Genomic DNA, 18477 nt, shown 5'->3' on the forward strand with positions numbered 1-18477 from the left:
ACTCCAACGGAATAAACAAGAAGGGGGCATGGCTGCAATGAATTCCGGGGCCCCGAAAGGCCCCGGAACCCTCATGCGAACTCACGCACCCTTCTTCTCGTAAGCCGTGCCCCATCCCCAGGCGCCCGAACCGAATCCCCGGTTCACCACGCGCTGACGATAGATGTCCGCCACCTCGTTGCCGTCACCGGCCAACAGGGCTTTGGTCGAGCACATTTCCGCACAGAGTGGCAGCTTGCCCTCCGCAATACGGTTGCGTCCGTACTTGGAAAACTCCGCTGTCGAGTTGTCCTCTTCGGGGCCGCCTGCACAGAACGTGCACTTGTCCATCTTGCCCCGGCTGCCAAAGTTGCCCGCCTGAGGGAACTGGGGCGCACCGAACGGGCAGGCGTAGAAGCAGTACCCGCAACCGATACACAGGTCCTTGGAGTGCAGTACGATGCCGTCTTCGGTCTGGTAGAAGCAGTCCACCGGACAGACGGCCATACAGGGCGCGTCTGAACAGTGCATGCAGGCTACCGAGATCGAGCGTTCGCCGGGCTTACCATCTTCAATGGTCACCACGCGTCGACGGTTGATGCCCCAGGGGACTTCATGTTCATTCTTACAGGCCGTTACGCAGGCATTGCATTCGATGCAGCGTTCGGCGTCGCAAAGGAATTTTGCGCGTGCTTGTCCTTCAAGTGCCATGATCTACACCTCTCATCATGCCGGCATAATCGAACACAGGGTGGCTTTGGTCTCTTGCATCTGCGTGACCGAGTCGTACCCGTATGTTTGAACAACGTTGGTGGATTCGCCCAGGACAATCGGGTCGGCCCCTTCGGGATACTTGTCCCTCAAAGACTTGCCCTCAAGTTCTCCGCCGAAGTGGAACGGCATGAAGGCGACGCCTTCACCAACCCGTTCGGTCACCATCGCCTTCACCTTGATGCGTCCGCCTTCCGGGCCAGACACCCAAACGTCGTTGCCATCTCGAATGTTGAGGTTATTCGCATCGCGCGGATTCACCTCGATGAACATCTCCTGCTGCAGTTCCGCCAGCCAGGGATTTGAGCGCGTCTCGTCACCACCCCCTTCGTATTCCACCAGACGGCCTGAGGTGAGAATGATGGGGAAGTCCTTGCTGAAGTCCTTCTTCTGAATGGACTCGTACAGGGTCGGTACCCGCCAGAAGGTCTTGTCGGCGTAGGTCGGATAATCTTCGACCAGATCTCGACGTGTGGTGTACAGCGGCTCTCGGTGAATGGGTACAGGGTCCGGGAAGTTCCAGACCACAGCGCGCGCTTTGGCGTTACCGAAGGGTGCACACTCGTGCTTGATGGCCACACGCTGGATACCGCCTGACAGGTCGGTTTTCCAGTTGGTCTCGGGACCGGCCACTGCCTCGATGCTGGCCCGTTCCTCGGCCGTCAGGTCACCATCCCAGCCCAGATCCATCAGCATCTGCATGGTGAACTCGGGGTAGCCATCCTTGATCTCGGAGTTTTTCGAGTAAACGCCTTCGGCAAGCAGATTGTCGCCGTCCCGTTCCACGCCAAACCGGGCACGGAACGTGAGTCCGCCTTCGGACACCGGCAACGACATGTCGTACAGGTTCGGTGTCCCCGGGTGGTTCATTTCCGCGGTGCCCCAGGAAGGCCAGGGCAAACCGTAGACATCGCCATCGCAGGGCCCGCCGTTCGCTCGCAGGGTGGTCTTGTCGAAGTGGTGTTGGTACTTCATGTGCTTCTTGAGACGCTCGGGCGATTGGCCGGTGTAGCCGATGGTCCACATGCCGCGGTTGAATTCGCGGGTGATGTCTTCAATCGACGGCTCGTCGCCTTCTAGTGCGATGTTGCGGAACATGCGATCGGTGAACCCGAACTTGTCTGCAAACAGCTTGATGATTTCGTGGTCGACCTTGGAGTCGAACAGCGGCTCGATGACCTTTTCCCGCCATTGAAGGGAGCGGTTGGACGCCGTGACCGAGCCATAGGTCTCGAACTGGGTGGTCGTAGGCAGCAGGTAAGCGCCGTCCTTACGATCGTGCAGCACCGCTGAAACGGTCGGGAACGGATCCACGACGACCAACAGGTCCAGCTTCTCCATGGCTTCTTTCATCTCAAGCATCCGGGTCTGCGAGTTGGGCGCGTGGCCCCACAGCACCATGGCCCGGGTGTTGTCAGGCTGCTCAAGGTTCTCCTTGGCTTCCAGAACGCCATCGATCCAGCGAGAGACGGGGATGCCTTTCTCGTTCATCATGGCTCTGGAATTGCCGTTCTTGTCCCACACGGCAAACCGGCCTTTCAGCCAATCCAGGTCCTCTTCCCACACGCGTGCCCAATGGGCCCAGGAGCCAGCCGCCAGGCCGTAGTAGCCGGGCAGGGTGTCGGCCAGGACCCCAAGGTCCGTGGCGCCCTGAACGTTATCGTGCCCACGGAAGATGTTGGTGCCGCCGCCAGCCACCCCCATGTTGCCCAGTGCCAACTGCAGAATGCAGTAAGCGCGTGTGTTGTTGTTACCATTGGTGTGCTGGGTACCCCCCATGCACCAGATGACGGTGCCAGGCCGGTTATTTGCCAGGGTTCGGGCAACGCGCTCAAGTTGGGCGCCCGGCGCGCCGGTCACCCGCTCGACTTCTTCCGGGTTCCAGCGCTTCACCTCGTTGCGGATCTCGTCCATGCCCCACACCCGGGTGCGGATGAACTCCTTGTCTTCCCAGCCGTTCTCGAAGATGTGCCAGAGAATGCCCCAGACCAATGCCACGTCTGACCCCGGCCGGAACCGGACGAACTCGTCGGCATGGGCCGCAGTGCGCGTGAAACGCGGGTCACACACGATGAGCGGGGCGTTGTTTTCTTCCTTGGCCTTCAGGATATGAAGCAGCGACACCGGGTGCGCCTCGGCAGGGTTGCCCCCGATCAGGAAGATCGCCTGGGATTTGTGGATGTCGTTGTACGAGTTGGTCATCGCCCCGTAGCCCCAGGTGTTGGCGACGCCCGCGACCGTGGTTGAGTGACAGATACGGGCCTGGTGATCGACGTTGTTGGTGCCCCAGTAGGCCGCAAATTTGCGGAAGAGGTAGGCCTGTTCGTTGTTGAACTTCGCGCTGCCGAGCCAGTAAACGGAGTCAGGACCGCTCTCGTCGCGGATCTGCAGCATCTTGTCACCGATCTCGTTGATGGCGGTTTCCCACGAGATCTTCTGCCACTGGCCATCGACCATTTTCATCGGGTATTTCAGACGACGTTCCCCGTGCGCGTGCTCACGCACCGAGGCCCCTTTCGCACAGTGAGCGCCCAGGTTGAATGGGCTGTCCCACCCCGGCTCCTGGCCGGTCCAGACGCCATCCTGCACTTCCGCCTCGACCGTGCAGCCGACCGAGCAATGTGTACACACCGACTTCTTGCGAACGACTTCGCCACCATCCGTCGACGGCGTTTCGGCCCGAACCCGGGTGGTCGTTAGCGATAGGGCCGCCAGACCACCCACAGTGACACCGGAGGCCGCCAGGAATCCGCGTCGGTCCAGCGTCTTTGCAGCGAGGGATGAAAGTAAAGATCCCGCACGGGAGCCTTTCGCTACCCCGTTGGTTTTCTTCCTTAACATGTCAGTTACCTCTGTCTTTTTTGTTCTCGTTTTCCGGAGGTGTGATCATTCAAGAGCATCACGCAACCTTGAATGACTCACGCTTCCTCAAAAGCGAGCCGATTCGAAATATTTGCGTGTGTGCTCCGTGTCACGCAGCCCGCGGCTTTTCGGGGCCTCATTAACGACCTCAGCTGCGGCGTTCGGTGCAACTGCCATGGCAACGGCAGCGGGTGCTGCGGTTGCTGCCAGTTGCAAGAAACGGCGACGGCTGTTTTCCTGCTTGGGGTGGTCCATCGGACACCTCCACCTGAGTTAAGGGATCGGGCAGATCCCGGTTACTGAATAGCAAATGCGTCGGCTTCCACCGCCATGAACGCCCGCCCCAGCGAGCCCACGGGTGCGTAGAAAACTGCGCTTTGCGCTCCTTCCAAATCGGTAAAAAACAGGGCCGCCCACTTTGCCAGGTGCGCGTCAAAAAATGCCTTCTGTGAGGCCAGATCGCTATCGCACACGAACTCGCCCGTTATGATGCCCGCCATGATTTCGCACAGCGTGCTGATATGGTCTTCCGGTTCTTTCACGTCATCGCTGGCTTTGATGCCCCGGGCCCTCAAATCGCGACGTAAGTCCGCAAGGGGCTTCTCGTTCAGAAAACCGGTGAGGTAATAACTGGCGTACGGGAGAAGTTCACCGCGACCGACGCCAACGAACAGGTTGTTGAACTCCCGTTCGGCGTCAGGGGACGTGGTGCGGTCAGCGAGAACGGCAAGGTTTCGGGAGGCGGAGCCCAAAGGCGTCTCATCGCCTTGCAACGATGCCAGGCCGCCAAGCAGTTCGTTCGAGGGTGGGCCGCCGAGCAGGACACTTAACAACTGGTACATTTGGGCTCTCGCGCGATCTTCATCGCTGATCGAGCGGGGGCACTGAACTTCTACAGCGTTTGCCAAGTTTTCTCTCTCTTATAGTTGTTTAAAATTTCATCATTATTCTATAGACCCAATTTGACCGCGGGGCAAACTTGGGCCAGGTCCTACTGGTCGAATCGCATCCTGGGGCGGTAGCGTGGTGGTGGTTCTGCCTCAGCATCGGTAATCACAGGATCAGCCTGGTGAGGGGGGATCAAAGGCTCTGACGCACTGTCGGAGAGCGGGTGCCCGGCAGTTTTTTCAGGAGGCAGGGGTTGCATCGTCATGGCCTGCGTCTCGGCTCGATCCTCTGTACGCGCTTCAATCGGTGTCCGTTTCTCGATCAACCCCTGGCCGACCCTGTACAGGGTCTTCACGCCCTCGGTGGCGGTCGCTGCATCCGAAAAATCTTCGTCGTAATCGTTAAGGCCGTCCAGCACAGCCAGTACGGGGTTGGATTTCCAGAGTGCTCGCAGGGCCTTGCGACGCAGGAGGTCGGGAATCTCCTTGCGCATGAATCCGGTGATGTCGGTACCCAGTACGATAGCGTCCGGGTCCGGCAGGCCGTACTTCTCCAACACGTCGCGTTCCGGCAGGGTCTCATTGACGGCGAGTTCCTGTTCTTCCCTTGTTGGCTGGGGTTCAACCGGCGTTGGAGGGGCCAGCTCTGCCTCTCTGCGAGCTTCGGCTTTTTGACGCGACCAGCGTTGCAGGCGTGACTCCGTCATCAGTGCACCCTCGGTTTCTTGATGTTGGTGGGTGCTCGGTAGACATCGCTTTCCTGACGAATGCGCGGATCGCCCTTGCCGTCCTCGATCGCATCAACCTGGACTTCATCACGACGTCGTTTCTTGAACGGTTCTTCGATGTAGTGCATGTCGATGAACTCCTTGATCCAGGCCGCCAGGGACTCGGGGATCGGAACCGCTTCGACGATGCTCTCGCCACTGTCCAGCGCATCCAGCGCCTCGTGGGCACTGGCAGTGATGGTGCTGAGTACCCACCCGGACGGCGAGCGGCTGGTCTGGTCTTTATCCATTATGACCCAGACGGAGGGAACGACCATGTTCAGGGAGACGAGGTAGCCTTCGACATCGGCGCGAAACAGTTCCATGCCCACGGTGCCTGCGTGGTAATCGATTACCTCGCCTTCGCAAACCAGTTCCTTCCAGAAGGCTTCCGGCGCTCCGGGAATTACCGCCACTGGCTTCCAGGTATCACGAGCCCACCGTGTCACGCCGGGGGACCGGCGAACGACGGCGCCAACTTGTAACTCGCGTTTCCAATGATCTGTACGACTGCTCATGGCAACTCTCTTTTTAAGAAGAAGCTAGCAGAGCCCCGACAATTATCCAGTTGTCCAAGATCAAAAGGCTGTGCCATGCTCTAGAGACGGCATGAAGACGTATACGTATAACAACAAATAAAAGAGTAGAGATCCTGATGACAGCACATAAGACCCTACTGTTATGCACCTGCGATAAATCACAGTCCCTTGATCAGAAGGCACTGCAAACGGCCGCGGGAGCGGAGCAGGTGATCGTAGTGGATCAACTGTGCGGCAACGATATGAAAACGGCTGCCGAGCATCTGGGAGGCCGTAGCGATGTGCTGATTGCCTGTGGCCAACAGGCGGCGCTGTTCGAGCGTTTAAGCGAGGACATTCAGGCGGAACTTCAACATGCCGCGCCGTTGAGCACCATCGATATCCGGGACCGCGCCGGCTGGGGTGCACCGGACGCAAACCCGAAGCGCCTGCATGCCAAGCAAGCCGCCCTGATGGCGGCAGCTCAATTAACGGCACCCACGGCGCCGGTAAAAACCATTCAGTCCAGTGGAGTGTGTTGCATCGTCGGCCCCACCGATCAGGCGATCCGGATGGCCGAGCTGGTGCAGGATGAGCTGGGCGTTACCTGCGTCGTCACCGACTCCGGGCCGATACAACTGCCGTCTGCCGGTTACGACGTTGCCAAAGGACAATTGACGGCGGCTCATGGCGCGTTGGGCAATTTCAGTCTGGAGTTTGCTCAGTTGCAAACGCTGAATCCCGCTGGTCGTGGCGAGCTGGGTTATGGCGATGTGAAAGCCACCGCCCGAAGCGAGTGCGACGTGTTTATCGACCTGCGTGGCGGCGCGCCGGCGTTTCCCAGTTATCAGAAACGCAACGGCTATTTCTGGGCCGACCCGGAAAAAACGGGCGAGTTGGAGCGCATTGCGTTGACCGCCAGGGAACGAGTCGGCGAGTTCGAGAAAACCGTGTTTTTCCATTTGGAAGAATCGCTGTGTGCGCATTCCCGAGCGCACCAAACCGGTTGCACCCGCTGTCTCGACGTCTGCCCCACAGAGGCCATTTTTTCCGCTGGCGACCACATACAGATCGATTCCGATATTTGTGCCGGCTGCGGGTCCTGTGCGGCGGTTTGCCCGACATCGGCCGTCACCATGAATGAAACGTCCTTCGAGGCCATCACCCGAAACCTGGAGGTCATGGCCAGAGTCTATCGCGAGCAGGTCAGTGAAGCCCCGCGACTGGTCTTCCATACGCTGGGTGCGGGCGCTGAAGCGATTGCCTATTTGGCCCGGTACGACGAGGGGCTGGCGGACGACCTGATTCCGCTGGGACTGGAGCATACCGACCGGATTGGCCATGCCGAGATCATGGCCGCATTCGGAGCAGGCTACGCCGAAGTCCTGATCCTGGCGGACAACGAGATAGACCGTCGGGCGGTTGCTGCGGAAGTGGAACTGGCCCAAGCCATGCTCAGGGGCACACGGAATTCCCCGAGCAGGGTTCGAGTTATCGAGGCCATCGAGCTAGGCGCCGCTGGCGACAACGCCGGGCGGGTGAGTCAGCCGGTTTTGCTGGTCGGCGGTCGCCGCGACGTTACTCGGGTCACCGCCGCGGCGATGGCGGATAGCATCGAGGCGCCGATTCCCCTGCCCGTGGGTGCCCCCTACGGTGCGATAGAAATCGATTCTGATAAATGCACACTCTGTCTGGCTTGTGTATCGCTGTGTCCCACCGGTGCCCTGGGCGACCATCCGGACCGGCCGGAAGTCCAGTTCACGGAAAACGCGTGCGTGCAGTGCGGCATCTGTCAAAGTACGTGCCCCGAGACAGCCATCACCCTGAAGCCTCAGCTGGATCTGTCGAAGGACGCGCTCAGTGCCCGGGCACTGCACGGCGAGGAGCCTTTCGAGTGCATCAAGTGTGGCACCCCGTTCGGCGTCGCCAGCACCATTAACCGGATTGTTGAAAAGCTGGAAAGCCACTGGATGTACTCCAACACAGACAATGTCCAGCTCATCAAGATGTGTGACGATTGTCGGGTTAAATCCCAGTACCACGGGGACAATGCCCCCATGGCCGGGGGCGAGCGCCCCCGCGTTCGCACCCGGGACGACTACCTCGATAGCTAACAAAACCGAACAGGATGCACCATGGTTCAATACACCGAAGTTGGCAAAGACAACCTGATTGGTACCGACGCGCCCCGGCCTCAGGACAAGAACCCGAAGGGTGTTGACCGCATCATCGCGATTGCCTCGGGCAAGGGCGGCGTGGGTAAGTCGACGGTTGCGTCCAACCTGGCGGTCGCCTTGGCCTCGAAAGGCCTGAAGGTGGGCCTGTTGGATGCCGACGTCTACGGCCCCAGCCAGCCTCGCATGCTGGGTGTTTCCGGTCGGCCGTCCAGTCCGGACGGGCATACCATCCTGCCGCTGCGCAATCATGGTGTGACGCTGATGTCTCTGGGCCTGATGACGCCGGAGGATGAAGCCATCGTGTGGCGTGGGCCGATGCTGATGGGGGCCCTGCAACAGATGATGAACCAGGTGGACTGGGGCAGACTGGACGTGTTGCTGGTGGATCTTCCTCCGGGCACCGGTGATGTCCAGATGACGCTGAGCCAGAAGTTTTTTGTCGCCGGTGCCGTTGTGGTGTCAACGCCTCAGGACATTGCCCTGATGGATGCCCGCAAGGGGATCGACATGTTCGAACGCATGGAGGTGCCGCTGTTTGGCTTGATCGAAAACATGGCATCGTTTGTCTGCGATGGCTGCGGTAAGGAGCACCACCCGTTCGGCTCCGGCGGGGCCCGGGCCGAGGCTGAAAAGCTCGGAGCGCCCTTCCTGGGCGAAATTCCGCTCGATCTGGATATCCGGATCGGGTCGGACGGGGGGGTTCCGATTGTGGTGTCAAAGCCCGAAAGCCCACAGGCCAAGGCGTTCCAGCGCATCGCCGACGGACTTGTCGCCTCCGACGTCTACGCCCGGGCTATCCGATGATCGAGTCACCCCAGTTTCCGCCGCTCCTGTCCGGGGAGCTCGTACCCAGGCACACGGACCCTTTTGACAAGGCGGTCAGCCGGGCCATCGCCGGGGTCGATTCGGGCACGATTTTCTACTCCGGGGAGGACGATGCGTTGCGCGCGGCTCTGGTGTTGGCGCCGGAAACGCCGCTGGAAGAGGCCATCCAGGCGGTTTACGTTGCCCAGCTCGGCCTGGCCGAGAGTCTGGGCGCTCTGGCTCCGCCCGAGGTGCCCGTTTACTTTCAGTGGCCTGACCGCATCAAGGTCAATAACGCGGTCTGCGGTGGCGTTCGTTTTGCCGCGGATGTGTCCGATCCCGAGGCCTATCCCAACTGGCTGGTTATCGGTATCGATGTGCCCTTTGCGCCAGTGGGTGCCGAACCCGGCGAACATCCGAACCAGACCTGCCTGCGAGAGGAAGGGTGCGGCGATATCACGCCCATGGCCCTGTTGGAAAGCTGGTCCAAACACACCCTTCTGTGGCTGAACTACTTCATGGACAGCGGGTTCGAGCGCGTGCACCAGGAATGGCGGCCACGCTGCGATACCCTGGGTAAAATCGTTGATCAGCCGAAGCCCGGGCTTTTTGTCGGACTCGATGAAAAAGGCCGGATGCTGTTGCGTCAGGATGTCATGACCGAGACCTTGAGTTTGATTGAATTTGCGGAGCACCTATGAAACTGGCCCGAACCCTGAGACTGGATGTGTCTGATGAGAACGTGTTCGAGGTGCCGGCACCCAGCGGTGAATGGGCCATCTCGGGCGGCTTCGAATTCTCCAACTGGACCGAAGCGGAGCTCAAGGGCAAGGCTCGCCAGGCCTTCACAAACGGTTGGTACAGCATTGAGTCTGGCGGGCGTGCCAGTTTTGTGGGCGTCTGCGACATCACTGAGGCCGAACTGGACCAGTTGCGGCTGACCCTGGCGCAAACCTTTGTCGAGCGCTATGGCGCGCCGGATATTGAGGCGGCCTATCCCGTCGCCCGCGAAGAAATCGACCAGATGCGCAGCATGTGTGAGGACTTCGAAGACAACACCTTGCTGATGGTCAGTCGCACGCTGACCGAGTTGGGTGTTGAGGAAACCTACCGCTCTCGCGCTCCGCAGGACGCTTCCCTGGAGGCTTTTGCGGTGCATGGTAGCGTTGACTGATTACAGGCCGAAGCTACCGTAGGGGATAAACCGTACGGGGGTTCCCGGCTCGATTTGCCGGGGGCTCTCATCCAGTTCCACCAGGCCCTCGGACCACGCCAGGCCGGTCACCCGACCGGAACCCTCTGAGCCGAATACCTCAACCTGCCCATCCCGCACCCGTGCCCGCAGCATCTCGCTGCGCCCGGGCTTTTTGTTCTTCGAAAAGTTAGCAGGCATGACATACGCCTGAGGTTCGAACCATTCTCCACCCGCCAGCAATGCCATGGCCGGGGCGCCAAACCGCAGCGCGCAGACCCAGGCGGCCACCGGGTTACCCGGCAGGCCCACCACGGGCGTTCCATGGAACATGGCGAGGGCCAGCGGACGACCCGGCTTGATCGCAATCCGCCAGTTGCTGATGTCGCCATGGGCTTTCAGGGTTTTTGATATGTGATCCTCGTCGCCGGCGGACACGCCGCCGCTGGTGAGGATCAGATCGCACTGTTCCGCGCCACGCGCCAGTGCCGCCTTGACCTCCTCAGCCCGGTCCAGCACGTGGCCGAGATCCACGAGTTCGTAGCCAAGTTGCGAGACCAGGGCGCTGAGCATCGGTCGGTTGGCGTCGTAAATTTGCCAGTCGGTCACCCTTGCGCCGACCGGTTTCACCTCATCACCGGTGGACAGCACACCAACCCGCAGGCGCTGATACACATCGACGGATTCCACACCCACGCTGGCAAGTACGGAAATCTGGGTCGGACTGAGCCGCGTTCCGGCAGTGAGAATCCTGTCCTTGGCCTTGATGTCTTCACCGGCTTTGCGGGCATTGGCGCCCGCTTTAAGCGTTCCGTTCAAATGCAGCTGGCCATCCCGGACGTCGCAGTCTTCCTCCAGAACCACCGTATCCGTGCCTTCTGGAATGACGGCTCCTGTCAGAATCCGGATTGCGTGCCCTGCGGGCACCTTTCCCATGTAGGGCTCACCGGCAGCACTGCGGCCATCGATCAGAGGCAGGGTGCAGGGAGCGTCGGTCACCGGACCGGCAAGGGCATAGCCGTCGACGGCGGAATTGGTGCTTGGGGGATGCGCGCGAGGCGCGTAGACATCGCTTGCCAGGATTCGGCCGTTCACCTGCGACAGCGGAACGGCGCGCTCTACCTCCACAACGGGATGTAACCGAGAACGCAAACGCTCAAGGGCCTCATCGACCGGCGTCCAGTTCACTCCGGGGGGCAGGGCAAAACAGTCGTTGCGAAGCGGCTTCATGGCTGTCTCGCTGATGGCTGTGCATGATTAATAATAAAATCGGCAAGGCCGGTGATGTCGTTCACATCGAACACTGGCCCGGAAAAGTCGGCGGCATAGTCGGTGGCAACGGCGATGATATTGCCGTCTTCCCGGTAAAGCGGTGAGCGGGACGTTTCCTGCCTGTGCACCTCAATCTTCGGGTGGGCGTGAGTTTTGTACCCCTCCACAACGACCCAGTCGCTGGGAGCAAGGCGGGCTATCAAATCCTCGAGCGTCGGCTCACCGGCGCCGCGCAGCTCGTGCATGATGGCAAAGCGCTGGCCCCCGGCCAGGATGACCTCGCGGGCTCCGGCCTCACGGTGTTTGTAGCTGTCCGTTCCGGGCTGATCCACATCCACCATGTGATGGGCATGTTTGATCGAGTTGACCGTTAACCCCCTGCTGGATAGCTCGCGAATCAGAGCGGCAGCCAGTGTGGTCTTCCCAGAGTTTTTCCAACCTACGATGCCTATCACGTTCACTTCAGGTGCTGCTCCGCCCAGGCCAGGTCTTCCGGTGTGTTGATGTTGAAAAAATCATCCTCGCCAAAGATTACCAGAGTCTCGCCCTGGGCTTGTGTCCATTGGCGAATCTTGCGCACGCCATCGTTCAGGGCGGCCCTCAAGTCGTGTCGCAAGGCAACCTGCCAGCGGCCAAAGGTGGGTTGGGGCACCCGGCCACGGGTCGGGTCCGGCGTCGCCGCCAGGACCACGGGGGTGTTGTGCTCCGACAATCGCTCGGTCAGGTCCAGCGGGAAGGAAGGGGTGTCGGCGGCGACACTGATCAGCCAGTCATAGCCGTGTTGGGCGGCCCAATCCATGCCGGCCAGCACACCTGCCAACGGACCCGCGTAGCCGGGAACCGAGTCGGCCACCACGGGCAGCTCCAAATCCTCGAAACGACTCAGGTCCCCGTTGGCGTTTAACACCACGGCCTCGACCTGCGGCGTGATGCGATCGATCACGCGCTCGATGAGCGACTGATCGCCCAGCATCAACCGGCCTTTATCGCCACCGCCCATGCGGCTTGCCAGGCCACCGGCCAGAATGACCGCGCACTCCGTCATGCTCCCATCCTCTCAATCATGCTGCGCGCCTTTTCGACGCAATTTCCTGTCTTCATCGGGAACCTGGGACAAGTCCTGGTCGTAGACCAGCCGATGCTGGCCACTCAGGCAGGTGAATTTCTTGCCGCGCATTCGCCCGATCAGGGTCAACCCGACCTGCCGCGCAATATCAACACCCCAGGCGGTGAAGCCGGACCGGCTGATCAGGGTGGGAATGCCCATCAGAGCCGTCTTGATCACCATTTCGGAGGTGAGGCGGCCCGTGGTGTAGAGGACTTTATCGGCCGCGGGGATGCCGTTCAGGTGCATCCAGCCGGCGATCTTGTCGACCGCGTTATGGCGCCCGACGTCCTCCATGTAAGCAAGAACCTCAAGCCCGTGGCACAGGGCGGTGCCATGGATGGCGCCGGTCTCCATGTACAGGCTGGGCGTGTGGTTGATCTGGTAGGAAAGGTCGTAAAAGGTGCTGGTGTGAACGGGTGTGTCCGGCAGGGAAAGTCCCTCAAGCCCGGCCATCATGTCACCAAACACCGTGCCCACGGCGCAGCCGGAGGTCCGGGTTTTCTTTTCCAGCTTGTGCTCGACATCGGTAACCCCCGCGGTGCGAACGACCGCAACCTCCAGCTCCTCGTCAAAGTCGATTTTCGTGACTTCGTCGGTCTCTTTCAACATCCCCTGATTCAGGAGAAAGCCAAGGGCGAGGTACTCCGGATGGTCGCCGATGGTCATGGCGGTGACGATCTCCTGACTGTTCAGGTAGATGGTCAGAGGGCGTTCTTCAATCACGGCGATCGATTTGGCTTGCCCGGTTTCATCAACGCCCTCGACGGTGCGGGATAGCCGGGGGTCGGTCGGATTGGGCAGAAGAGATGCAATCGTCATGGCTGTTGTACCCTTTTCGGAAGTTCGGTCACCGGAGTCTGGATCGTTTAGTCGGCGTTTGGGAAAAACAACTGCTTGCCCTGAACCTGATAGCCGGAAATGGCGCTTTGACCGGCTTCGGACAACAACCACGTGGCGAAGGCCTCAGCCGACTCTCGATGCACATTCGGGCACTTTTCCCGGCTCACGGGAATCACGCCGTACTGGTTGAAAAGCGCCGGGTTTCCCTCGAATAGAATGGTGCCGTCCTGTTTGTTGGCGAACGCAATCCAGGTGGCTCTGTCCGTCAGTACATAGGCGCCCAGGCTTATGCCGGTATTCAAAGTGGCTCCCATACCACTGCCGGTTTCAAGGTACCACTGACCGGAGCCGGCGTCAGGGTCAATCTTCGCTTCTTTCCACAGTGACCGTTCTTTTTTATGGGTTCCGGAATCATCGCCGCGCGAGGCAAATTTGGCACCGGCTTGCGTGATTCGCCTCAGGGCATCGGTGACGTTCGGCGCTTGCCCCACCCTGGCCGGATCGGCCTTTGGCCCGATGATGACAAAGTCGTTGTACATGAGGTCGCGGCGGTAGTCGCCATAGCCATCGGCCACGAATTTTTCTTCCGCCGACTTGGCGTGAACCAGGAGCACGTCCCCATCACAGCGCCGGGCGTTTTTGATGGCCTGTCCTGTACCCACGGCAACAACGTTAACCTTGATTCCCGTGTCCTTCTCCAATTTCGGCAACAGGTAGTCGTACAGGCCGCTGTTTTGAGTTGACGTGGTGGACTGAACGATGATGGTGTCGGCCAACGTGTTGGCGCTGAATACCAGTGCGACGAAGGTGATCAGGAGTTTCATGGTTGTCCTCTAGCACAGGATGTCGCCGGCCAAGTAGGCTTCAGCCATTCGGGTTTGTGGCGCGTTGAAGAACTGGTCAGCCGGGCACTGGTCCGTGACCTGGCCATCGGAGAGAAATATGATCTCGTCGGCCAGACGTCTGGCCTGGCATTGGTCGTGGCTGACGAGGACAACCTTGGTTCCGCAGGCGCTCTGGGCTTTGACCAGCGATTCAATGAGCAGTACCGATGCCGGGTCGAGGCTCGCCGTCGCCTCATCCAGCAACAATAACGCAGGCTTACTCATCAGCGCCCGAGCGAGAACGAGTCGCTGTTGTTCGCCACCCGACAGCATCCGAGCCGGCTGGTCGGCCCGGTCGGCCAGGTTGACGGACTCCAGGGCCTGGATCAAACGGCGTGGATCGGTCTTCGCAAGGTCGGGGGCCGCAAAGGCCAGATTCTGCGCCACGGTCCGGCGCAGCAATACCGGTTGCTGGAAAACCATGGCCTGGCCCTCTCGGCTTTCGGCTACCGACAGGGAGCCCAGCGTGATCAATCCCTGGTCCGGCGTGACCAGCCCGTGGAGACAGCGCAGGAACATGGTCTTGCCCGCGCCGTTCGGGCCCATAATGACCGTCACACCCGGTTCGCTGATTTCCAGGTTTATTCCCTGCAGCACGGTCCGGTCGCCCTTGATGAGGCGCAGATCGCTGATGCATATCGGTAAGAGTGAACTAGGCATATTGGTGCTTCGCTGCGTATTCACGGACGCCGATCACCAGAGCGTTGACCAGCAGAGAAAGGGTTAGCAACACCGCACCAAGGCCCAGGGCAAGGGTCAGGTTGCCCTTCGAGGTTTCCAGCGCAATGGCGGTGGTCATCACCCGGGTCAGATGATCAATATTACCGCCCACGATAATGACGGCGCCAACCTCTGCGATGGCGCGACCGAAGCCGGCCAGAATGCAGGTGGTCAGCGCATAGCGCGCGTCCACCAGGTAGGCCACCACCGCACGGTATCCGGTGATACCCATCGAATAAAACGTATCGCTGTACTCCTGGTGCAGGTGCTCAATCACCTGGTTCGACAGGGCCGCGATAATCGGGGTAATCAGCACCACCTGAGCGATGATCATGGCAGATGGGGTATACAGCAGCCCGAGCCAGCCCAGCGGCCCCGATCGCGACAGCAGCAAATACACCATCAGTCCCACCACCACCGGCGGCATTCCCATCAGGGCGTTCAGTAGAAGGATGGAAAATTTGCGGCCCGGGAACTTGGAGATCGCCAGGTACGTCCCCAGCGGCAAACCGATGATGGCGGAGATCACCAGCGCGGTGAGGCTGACGCGAATGGACAGCCAGAGGATTTCGAACAGATCCGCGTCAAGCGTAACGATCAGTCGAAGGGCTTCAGCCAATGCATCCATTTAAACGGATAGTCCTGAATTGGTACATCGAAGATTCAAGCCTCTTTGTCCCGGATCCGCAAGTGTTGAACGTACTCAACCTGAGTGGGAACCGCGCCGTGGCGATCTTGCGAGTCCGGGTACGCCTAATGCTGAACAAATCATGGCAGGGCCTGAAATGGTCGACGCTTATTGTTTTACGTTAACTCTAAAGCTACAGATGTTGGTGATGGGAGGGAAGTAGTACTTTGATTAAAACTGGATAGAGGGGGAGGTGACCTCTCCCCAAACTCCGTGGACTCTGGTGAGACGTTTATCGATCAATCATGATCGCCAGATCTTGAGGCCGTTTTTTGTGTTGCAGCCGAATACACCGCACAAAAGGCTAAGGGCGCCCAAAAAAGAACCCAGTCAGGCCTTGGCGACGATAAGAAACGGATGGTATCCGTTACGTTAATCGAAACAACCAACAGCACCAGCGCCAACATCCCTACGCGCACCTCCAATGGTTCCTGCGTCATTAATGCGAGTTTGAGGGTCAAAGAGCCGATAATCACGCCAACCAACATCAGAGCGGGGACCCCGCCAACCAGCAGTGCCTGAAGGAAAATGTTATGAGTATGATCAAACGTCACGCCGACACTTGTTGCAAGATCCTTCCCGGGAAGCGTATCGCTGAAGGACGTCGCCTGTCCCACGCCAAATGTCCAGAATGACGAAGCGTGCTGAATGACTGCCGTCCAGATTTCCAGCCGATAGGAGAGCCCTCGATCACTGGCCTTTTCTACAATCGATTCATAAGCGCCAGAAAACCATAACGAGGCGGCAAGGCCCACCAGCAGACCGCTTCCCCAGAGAAAAAGACTCTTTCTGTTCGCGGTTTTTATGGAAATACTGAACAGCAGTAGCCCAAACAGCAGAACGGCGGCTCCTATCGGACCTCGGCTTTGTGAGAGCACAACGAACAAAAATACCAGGGCGCCCGAAATAACCAGAAGAGTCCAGTCACGTAGCCCCACTCGATTTTTTGCCAGTAAGAACCCAATGGCTCCAAAAGCCCACATCACCAGCAATGTCGAGGCACCCCGGATCGGATGATCAAGGAAGCCTGCGCCGGTGATCCTTTGAGAAAAATCCCCGGCCACGACATAGGCTGCAACCGGGAGTAGAGCGGCCAGGCCCGAGGTTAACGCAAAGCTCCGACCCATCGTACAAGGGTTGGCGATCCAGTATCGGCAAGCGATCGTGATCGCGAGTAAGAAAAGAACGATCTCTAATCCCCAGCGAAGCCGACGAAAATCCTGATAACCGCTAACGTCACTTAGAAGGAACGAGTTAACGACCAAATAACCAACCAGGATCATCATTGCCAGTATTGGGAAAGACAAAAATTCACTGGGTAGCTTTCGTTTGTAGACATAATAAAAAGCTAACGGAAGCGACAACCCAAAGAAAAAGAAACGAGCAATTTCTGCCCAGGGGAACAGTATTGAACATGCGAAAAACAACAAGATGGCTGTGGCGACAAGACCCTCCAGCCTTCTCAGGATAAAATCATTCATCGAGCAAGCCTTTGGCTACTGCAATTAACTCGTCAGCGGATAAAGAAAGGTCGATCATTTCCGAGGATTGGGGTGTGCTGGAGAAGAACTCGCAGGCAAAGACAGGTCCATTGCCCCTGTATTTAATCCCTGAGTAATGAACGGGTATAAAAAAATGGCTTGGCAAAATCGTTGCGGTCTTGTCAGTGGACGACATCAAGGCCTCTGTGAATGCGCCGGGCCCTGTCAATTTCCACGCGGGCATGTAATGCCACCCCTTTCTCGAAAAAGAAAACCTTCTTGGCCAGTGCTCGAGATTTGATAGATCCTCAACGATGCTCTGAATGACGGGGTGTTGAGGAGCGCAACCGACGTACCCGTTTGCGACCAGCCCCGGTCGGCTATATTCATTTTCCCAGGCTGCAAAAAGATCACACTCCAATAACCAGTCAGGCAGCGTTTTCAAACATACCGAGTCAGCATCAAGGGCTATTCCGCCCTCAGCCATAAGAATCTCCCATCTCATGAGATCGGCAATCGCAGCGTATTGCCCTCCGACCTCCAGGACATGCTCCATTAAATGTTTCGTCTTCCAGGGAAGATCATGAAGATCATCGTTATCCCAAACCTTTACGTCAAAACCCTCGTGCATCCTTTGCCAGGTTTCGATGCAGGCGTTGGGACGAAGCTTGTCGTCACCGACCCAGATGAAATGGAGTTTTTTCGGGATTTTCTGCTTATTTTCCGCCATCAAACGGTTCTTTCGTTACGAACAGGGCTGGGTTGGCCGGAATGATAGATCCGGAATTTCAGGTTATGAAGAAAGCGACGAGTGTTTTCAGTGAGCGAAAACAGCTCCCTTCTAGTCCTTGTTGAAAGGGTTCTTTTCGGTTTGTCCTCGTAGCCAATCATGGAGTCGAAAAGATAATCGTGTTTTATACATTCGGGTACAGTCCCGAAGCATTCCACATTATTTACCCAGAAACGGTCCATATACATATCAACAGCAAGATACCATTCGTCGGCGTTTGCGATGAGCTTGTGGGCACCTTTGGGCGTTAAATAGTAACCCATAGCACTCATCGGGCCCTTGGTATATTTGACGATGGCCAGGTTGCCATAGGAAGCGTAGGGGAAAACCTTATGGTGCTTTGTCTTGTTTTTGAAAAGGCGAACACATTCAATTCGGTCGTCAAGTTTACCCGCCACGTCCAGAAACTCGCCGAATCTTTCGCCGACTACGGTAACGTCGTCCTCTAACACAATTACGGGTTCACCAAGCTCCAGGCACCGCTTCCAGACAAGGAAGTGGCTTGCGAAGCACCCCAGTTGTCCAAGGCTCAAAGAATCACCCTTTCTCTTTTGTCTCAGCCGATCGTCATAGCGCTCGAACAGAGGGTGATTCTGTTTTCTTCCATTGATTGCAGCAAATCGTTCAGCGACGAGACCCATTTCACTAAGCTGTCGCGAGATATGCTCCCATCTGTCCTTGGCGTCGTCGATGTTGATCACAATGATTCTGGTCACAAGGCCTTACTCGCTTCCGTA

The 18477-nt window shown here is 58.5% G+C and carries 20 protein-coding genes; 4 read left to right on the forward strand and 16 right to left on the reverse strand.

Annotated features, from left to right (window positions below):
- Positions 1-81 precede the first annotated feature (81 nt).
- The 6 genes from fdh3B to KXD86_RS13420 all read right to left on the reverse strand — a co-directional run bounded on the left by fdh3B (position 82) and on the right by KXD86_RS13420 (position 5784).
- Complete coding sequence (gene fdh3B / locus KXD86_RS13395; protein WP_218636505.1) at positions 82-690, reverse strand: formate dehydrogenase FDH3 subunit beta; 609 nt, start codon at positions 688-690, stop codon at positions 82-84.
- A 15-nt stretch (positions 691-705) separates the two neighbouring features.
- Positions 706-3591 (reverse strand): formate dehydrogenase subunit alpha, encoded by a 2886-nt coding sequence (locus KXD86_RS13400; protein ID WP_228739383.1) that lies wholly within the window; start codon positions 3589-3591, stop codon positions 706-708.
- 87 nt (positions 3592-3678) lie between these two features.
- On the reverse strand, positions 3679-3867 hold the full coding sequence (locus KXD86_RS13405; protein ID WP_218636506.1) for a twin-arginine translocation signal domain-containing protein: 189 nt from the start codon (positions 3865-3867) through the stop codon (positions 3679-3681).
- Positions 3868-3908: 41 nt separating this feature from the next.
- Entirely contained in the window at positions 3909-4454 is a 546-nt protein-coding gene (locus KXD86_RS13410; protein WP_228739384.1) for a TorD/DmsD family molecular chaperone, read from the reverse strand.
- Between the two features lie 149 nt (positions 4455-4603).
- Positions 4604-5206 carry a DUF3306 domain-containing protein gene (locus KXD86_RS13415; protein WP_218636508.1) on the reverse strand — a complete coding sequence of 201 codons (603 nt, stop codon included), beginning with the start codon at positions 5204-5206 and terminating at the stop codon, positions 4604-4606.
- Positions 5206-5784 carry a DUF3305 domain-containing protein gene (locus KXD86_RS13420; RefSeq protein WP_218636509.1) on the reverse strand — a complete coding sequence of 193 codons (579 nt, stop codon included), beginning with the start codon at positions 5782-5784 and terminating at the stop codon, positions 5206-5208. The genes KXD86_RS13415 and KXD86_RS13420 overlap by 1 nt, the downstream gene beginning before the upstream one ends.
- A gap of 137 nt (positions 5785-5921) precedes the next feature.
- Between KXD86_RS13420 and KXD86_RS13425 the strand changes: the two genes are divergently transcribed.
- Genes KXD86_RS13425 through KXD86_RS13440 form a run of 4 tightly spaced genes read left to right on the forward strand, consistent with a single transcriptional unit; the run spans position 5922 to position 9939 of the window.
- Entirely contained in the window at positions 5922-7898 is a 1977-nt protein-coding gene (locus tag KXD86_RS13425) for a 4Fe-4S binding protein (protein ID WP_218636510.1), read from the forward strand.
- A 21-nt stretch (positions 7899-7919) separates the two neighbouring features.
- Entirely contained in the window at positions 7920-8765 is an 846-nt protein-coding gene (locus tag KXD86_RS13430; protein ID WP_218636511.1) for an Mrp/NBP35 family ATP-binding protein, read from the forward strand.
- On the forward strand, positions 8762-9466 hold the full coding sequence (locus KXD86_RS13435; RefSeq protein WP_218636512.1) for a biotin/lipoate--protein ligase family protein: 705 nt from the start codon (positions 8762-8764) through the stop codon (positions 9464-9466). Before KXD86_RS13430 ends, KXD86_RS13435 begins: the two co-directional genes overlap by 4 nt.
- The gene (locus KXD86_RS13440; RefSeq protein ID WP_218636513.1) at positions 9463-9939 is read left to right on the forward strand and encodes a DUF6505 family protein; all 477 of its coding nucleotides are present in this window, start codon (positions 9463-9465) and stop codon (positions 9937-9939) included. The genes KXD86_RS13435 and KXD86_RS13440 overlap by 4 nt, the downstream gene beginning before the upstream one ends.
- Here the strand turns inward: KXD86_RS13440 and KXD86_RS13445 are convergent, their stop codons facing one another.
- From KXD86_RS13445 to KXD86_RS13490, 10 genes are all read right to left on the reverse strand, one after another.
- Entirely contained in the window at positions 9940-11187 is a 1248-nt protein-coding gene (locus KXD86_RS13445; RefSeq protein ID WP_218636514.1) for a molybdopterin-binding protein, read from the reverse strand. It lies immediately after the preceding gene.
- Complete coding sequence (gene mobB / locus KXD86_RS13450) at positions 11184-11684, reverse strand: molybdopterin-guanine dinucleotide biosynthesis protein B (protein WP_312846292.1); 501 nt, start codon at positions 11682-11684, stop codon at positions 11184-11186. Before mobB ends, KXD86_RS13445 begins: the two co-directional genes overlap by 4 nt.
- Positions 11685-11686: 2 nt before the next feature.
- On the reverse strand, positions 11687-12274 hold the full coding sequence (gene mobA, locus KXD86_RS13455; protein ID WP_218636516.1) for a molybdenum cofactor guanylyltransferase MobA: 588 nt from the start codon (positions 12272-12274) through the stop codon (positions 11687-11689).
- Between the two features lie 12 nt (positions 12275-12286).
- Positions 12287-13156: a formate dehydrogenase accessory sulfurtransferase FdhD gene (gene fdhD, locus KXD86_RS13460; RefSeq protein ID WP_218636517.1), complete on the reverse strand. Its 870-nt coding sequence runs from the start codon at positions 13154-13156 to the stop codon at positions 12287-12289.
- A 47-nt stretch (positions 13157-13203) separates the two neighbouring features.
- Positions 13204-14001 (reverse strand): ABC transporter substrate-binding protein, encoded by a 798-nt coding sequence (locus KXD86_RS13465; RefSeq protein ID WP_218636518.1) that lies wholly within the window; start codon positions 13999-14001, stop codon positions 13204-13206.
- Positions 14002-14010: 9 nt separating this feature from the next.
- Entirely contained in the window at positions 14011-14721 is a 711-nt protein-coding gene (locus KXD86_RS13470; protein WP_218636519.1) for an ATP-binding cassette domain-containing protein, read from the reverse strand.
- Positions 14714-15409: an ABC transporter permease gene (locus tag KXD86_RS13475; RefSeq protein WP_218636520.1), complete on the reverse strand. Its 696-nt coding sequence runs from the start codon at positions 15407-15409 to the stop codon at positions 14714-14716. The genes KXD86_RS13470 and KXD86_RS13475 overlap by 8 nt, the downstream gene beginning before the upstream one ends.
- Positions 15410-15708: 299 nt before the next feature.
- Positions 15709-16950, reverse strand: a complete 1242-nt coding sequence (locus KXD86_RS13480) for an O-antigen ligase family protein (protein ID WP_218636521.1) — start codon at positions 16948-16950, stop codon at positions 15709-15711.
- Complete coding sequence (locus KXD86_RS13485) at positions 16943-17680, reverse strand: glycosyltransferase family 32 protein (RefSeq protein WP_218636522.1); 738 nt, start codon at positions 17678-17680, stop codon at positions 16943-16945. Before KXD86_RS13485 ends, KXD86_RS13480 begins: the two co-directional genes overlap by 8 nt.
- Positions 17680-18441, reverse strand: a complete 762-nt coding sequence (locus tag KXD86_RS13490) for a glycosyltransferase family 25 protein (protein WP_218636523.1) — start codon at positions 18439-18441, stop codon at positions 17680-17682. The genes KXD86_RS13485 and KXD86_RS13490 overlap by 1 nt, the downstream gene beginning before the upstream one ends.
- Between the last annotated feature and the right edge of the window lie 36 nt (positions 18442-18477).

Origin of the sequence: Marinobacter arenosus, from assembly GCF_019264345.1 — a bacterium.
In the GTDB taxonomy this organism is placed as follows: Bacteria; Pseudomonadota; Gammaproteobacteria; order Pseudomonadales; family Oleiphilaceae; genus Marinobacter; species Marinobacter arenosus.